This window comes from Vibrio jasicida CAIM 1864 = LMG 25398 (genome assembly GCF_000400365.1).
Classification (GTDB): Bacteria; Pseudomonadota; Gammaproteobacteria; order Enterobacterales; family Vibrionaceae; genus Vibrio; species Vibrio jasicida.
The window spans coordinates 1-4,480 of record NZ_BAOG01000017.1; the positions used below are offsets into that span (position 1 = coordinate 1).

7 protein-coding genes are annotated in these 4,480 nt (G+C 41.5%); all 7 read left to right on the forward strand.

Annotation, left to right across the window (positions count from 1 at the left end):
- On the forward strand, nt 1-582 hold a 582-nt coding region (locus tag VJL_RS04835; protein ID WP_038876109.1), incomplete at its 5' end, for a replication initiation factor domain-containing protein.
- Nucleotides 583-594: 12 nt separating this feature from the next.
- Nucleotides 595-942, forward strand: a complete 348-nt coding sequence (locus tag VJL_RS04840; protein WP_038876111.1) for a DUF1293 family protein — start codon at nt 595-597, stop codon at nt 940-942.
- Nucleotides 943-956: 14 nt separating this feature from the next.
- Nucleotides 957-1,187 carry a hypothetical protein gene (locus VJL_RS04845; protein WP_038876113.1) on the forward strand — a complete coding sequence of 77 codons (231 nt, stop codon included), beginning with the start codon at nt 957-959 and terminating at the stop codon, nt 1,185-1,187.
- 5 nt (nt 1,188-1,192) lie between these two features.
- Entirely contained in the window at nt 1,193-1,390 is a 198-nt protein-coding gene (locus VJL_RS04850) for a hypothetical protein (RefSeq protein WP_038876115.1), read from the forward strand.
- Between the two features lie 158 nt (nt 1,391-1,548).
- Entirely contained in the window at nt 1,549-2,985 is a 1,437-nt protein-coding gene (locus VJL_RS04855; RefSeq protein WP_081634915.1) for a hypothetical protein, read from the forward strand.
- Between the two features lie 4 nt (nt 2,986-2,989).
- On the forward strand, nt 2,990-3,334 hold the full coding sequence (locus VJL_RS04860) for a hypothetical protein (protein WP_038876119.1): 345 nt from the start codon (nt 2,990-2,992) through the stop codon (nt 3,332-3,334).
- A 4-nt stretch (nt 3,335-3,338) separates the two neighbouring features.
- The coding region (locus tag VJL_RS04865; protein WP_038876121.1) for a zonular occludens toxin domain-containing protein at nt 3,339-4,480 on the forward strand (1,142 nt) is incomplete at its 3' end.

Consider the following 4,480-nt stretch of genomic DNA (forward strand, 5'->3'; position numbering starts at 1 on the left):
ATTGACTTGGCCTTTGACGACTTCGAAGGTATCAACACTTGCAAAAACGTTGAACTGGCTTTTCTTGATGACGGTTTTAAACGCTCTCGCGGTATCTCTCCTAAGTACAAGAACGGGGACGAATGGCACATCAATGCTGAGGGCGAAAAGGTATTCAGTGTTGAAGCTCGTGTTATTGGGTCTCGTCAATCCCTTGTTTACTGGCGTATCTACAACAAAAAGCTTGAACAAAAAATCGAAAAAGACGGTTTTACTTGGTATCGCAGTGAAGTGGAACTTAAAAAAGTGTCGGTCGATATCTTACTTGATATTGATGGCCATTTTGCTGGGCTTAACAACTACGCATCTTCTCTTTTCTCTACTGACGTAACACCAAATTGCATTGCTTACAAAACAAAGAAGCGCGCAGCTTCTGAAGTAATCAAAGCGTGCTATTGGGCTAAGCGCCAATACGGCCGGCTCGTTAACCGCTTATATAGCCTCTACAACGGCGACTTTGAAAAGGTCGTTACTTCTCTTATCCGTGATGATGGTTCGGGTGAGTTCTGCTCGATGCATCAAAAACTAGTCAACAGCTTATAGAAGGAATTCACTATGTCATCCATTCATGTTTTGGGCATTACATTCACTTGGAGCGAGTCATTTGGTGACCAAGCTCAACTCAATGTTACTCGTCCTGTTCGCCCTCTTGATTTAGACAACTACAAGCGCCGTGTTTACGGTGAAACTGGAGAAGTAAATAACAAATACGACACGCCTTTGATGATTGATTTTAAATACGCTCGCCAACTTGAAGAGTCCGGCGCTTTAGTTGGTCGTCGTGATTATCACGTTGAACTGGGTTTGGGTGACGATCCTCTTGCCGGTTCTGTAGTAACAAAACTTATCCCTGTAGATGACGAAATCAAAAAGCATTTTGATGCGTCATTTAAAGCTAAATAACTTGGATTTTTAAAATGTCTGTATGCGTCACTGTCGTTAATAAGTATGGAAACTTGAAAGCTACCAACACACCTGTTGAGGCTTGTCAGGGTTATGTACTTATTTCGGCGGCTGAGCATCAGCAACCACATGAGCAAATCGTTTTTAACCACGATTTGTTCGTATACGTCAGCGGCGCTCTTTTGGTCAATATGGTTGTTGGTCACTGGGTTGGTCGCGTTGTTCGTCTTTTAAACAAAAGGTAATTAACATGAAAAAAACTCTACTTGTACTTTCGACTGCTGCTCTTTCTGCTCCTTCATTCGCTGAGGGTAACCCGATGGAATCGGCTATCAATACCGCTATCGCTGCGGGTCAATCTAACGTCGGCATCGTAGTTGCTGGCTTGATTGGTATGGCTGCTCTAGCGTTTGGGGTGAACATGGTTACTGGCTTCCTTCGCAAGTAATGCCTCCCTTATCCGGTAATTTTCTTGGTGATGTGCTTGCTATCGTTCTTGGCGTTGCTTTTTCGGGGACGTTCTTACATGCCTTTGTAAGCGGTATCAATACTCACTAATCCGTTAATCAAGGGGGCTTCGGCTCCCTTTTTTATTGGTTTCAGACAATGATTCATTTTCTGCGCTTTTCTATTGTCCTTTTTGTTCTATGTTTCAGTAATTTAACTTTCGCTTTAGAAGCTTATGTTAGTTATAAGCAAATGAGGGGCTGCGGCTCTACGGGCGAATGGGTTGATCCTAATCAGGTGAATGCTTGTTTTATGAAGCATGATTATATTCGTTCATGCACATTTGAGAAGGTAACCTATGCTAACGCTCGCTATCCTTATCAGACAGTTTGTGACAATTCGCTTGCTCTTTCTTATTCACAGGTTCGTTGTTCTGAAAATAGTGAATTTGATCCTTCGACATTGAGCTGTAAATCTCAATGTGACTACGGTGAAAATCCAGATGGTTCCTGTATGGATGCCTGTCAATTCAAACAGTCAACGGGGGACGAAAGACGCCTTCATTGGCTGGCTTATGTTTACGGCGAACAAGTCACGGGGGCTTGTTATGGTGACTTTGGCGCGACTCGTTGCGAACTCTCTCGTATTCCAAGTGACAGCACGCTTTGCACTGCTGTTGATTCCGGTGAGTTTACACAAAACACCTTATGTCACGGTAATTTCCAATTTACAGGAAATCAATGTGATGGCGGTACTTTATTCTGGGGTACGAACGGCCCTGATGAGCCAATTATCCCACCACAAGACCCAACCCATGACCCTGACGACCCAACTGGCCCTATAGAAGATCCTAGTGTCTTACCTGATGATTCTACCAATGAATTTTATCCACCCGATGTAGAAGATGAACCGGATGTGGAAGAACCTGACACAGATGATTCAACAGATACGGCAGTTGTTAGCGCTATTACAGGGCTTAACAAAGATATTAACTCTGCTCTAAATGATTTGAACTCTGATATCAATGAAACTCAAACGACTATTGCTAATGAATTGGTTGGTGTTAAAGGCTCTCTAGTCGATAACACCCAAGCGATTCAAGAGCAACAAATCAATGACAACAAGATATACGAAAACACTAAAGCGCTTATCCAACAGGCTAACGCTGACATTACGACCGCTGTAAATAAGAACTCTAACGCAGTTAATGGGTTAGGTGATGATTTACAGGGGGTTTCTGATTCTCTTGGTTCTTTGTCTGACTCTTTAGGGGATTTTTTTGATGGTTCTGGCTTCTCTGAACCAAACGCTCATGAAGTACCAGAACTTATATTCTCATCCTCTGATTTTATTTCTTTGAATGAATCTATTTCAGAAAAAAAAGAAACGCTTTCAAATCTTGCTCAAGAGGCTAAGGGGTTAATTTCTATTTCTACGGCTTTCAATATTGGCTCTTTAACTAATCAAACTTTTGAGGTTAAAGGTCATGTTGTTCAATCTGGGTTACAACGCTTTGAATCTGTCGCACCCTTTGTTAATCCTGTCATTATTTTCATTTGCTCTTTGACGGCGCTTTATATTGTATTTAGGAGATAGTTTTATGGATGAAGTCTTTCAAGCCTTTGAGTTTATCGGTGCTTTTATTTCTAGTGTTTATGATTTTATTGTCAACATTCCTGATATTATTAAAAATGCTTTCGAATATTCCGCCGTCTTTTTTATTTCAGTCTGGATTGATATAAAAATAGCAAGTGTTGAAATGTCTCTGAGTATCGCTAGAACGCTTTTTTCTGATTATGGCGTTTATGACATGATAGAAACCAGCTTTAATTCTTTGCCTTCTGACACTCGCTATATTTTGCACAAATTCGGAGTAACGACGGGTTTGCGTATTATTTTCGATTCTATTGGTGTTTCTTTAGTTATGCGTTTTTTTAATTGGTGATTTTATGGCTACTTCATTTCGTTATGGTCACGGTGGTTCTTATAAGTCGGCTTGCGCTGTTTGGTTCGATTTATTACCCGCACTTCGTGAGGGTCGCGTTTGTATTACTAATATTCATGGTATGCAGCCCTTGGAGGTTATCGAGCAAAGGCTAGGGGAGAAGTTCCCTGATTCCGCTCGCCTGGTCCGAATCAGTTCTCGTAATGATCAAGGTTTTGAACTCTGGAAATACTTTTTCTGTTGGGCGCCTATTGGCTCTTTTATCTTGATTGATGAGTGTCAGCAAATTTACTCAACCAATGCAGGTTTTAAGATGTCTGCGGTTCATAAACGTCCTTTCTCGGATTTTGCCCCGCACCTGCCTGATTACTTCTCTGACCTTTTCCATTCTCGTTGGCTTTCTGTTGATATGGATTCGTTAGATGTTGGCGAGATTGATGATTGTGCACGCTCTCGATTCGATGAGAACGGGCGCATTATCTATCCTGAGAACTTCAACAACGCATTCATGGAGCACAGGCACTACAACTGGGATATTGTTCTTCTTACTCCTGATTTTGCTCAAATCCCTAAAGAACTGAAAGGCGTGGCAGAGTTGGCCAAGCAACACAAAGGCAAGGACGGCGTTTTCTTTTCAAAACGTAAGCCTCGCATTTTGGAGCATGATCCACTTCGTACGGTGACTAAACCATCCAGTGACGATGTTGTTTACAACCTCAAGGTTCCTCTCGATGTTCATTTACTCTATGCCTCAACCGTTACAGGCCAGATAACTAAAGCGGGATTAGGTAAGAATGTATTTTTAAAACCTAAATTTCTTTTCTCACTTCTTTTAATCATTGTTTCACTTGGATATTTTATTTATGCGCTTATTGGTTTTATTTCTAGTGATGAGGCGACGACTGAATCAGAGCAGGGTGCTGATAAAGTGGCGCAGCAAAGTCATGTTTCACGTTCACAAGGCAAGGCGAATAATACTCAAGGTTCCTCGTCTAATAATCAGTTGGGTGATAGTTGTTTTAATGGTTCGGGCGTTGGTTGCTCTGATGGGTATTTTCATGATATAGGTGCCGTTCCTCCTTGGTTTCCTGTTTCTAATCTAGATTCAATCTATATTTCTGCTGTTGAGTCTTGGTATAAAAAGCG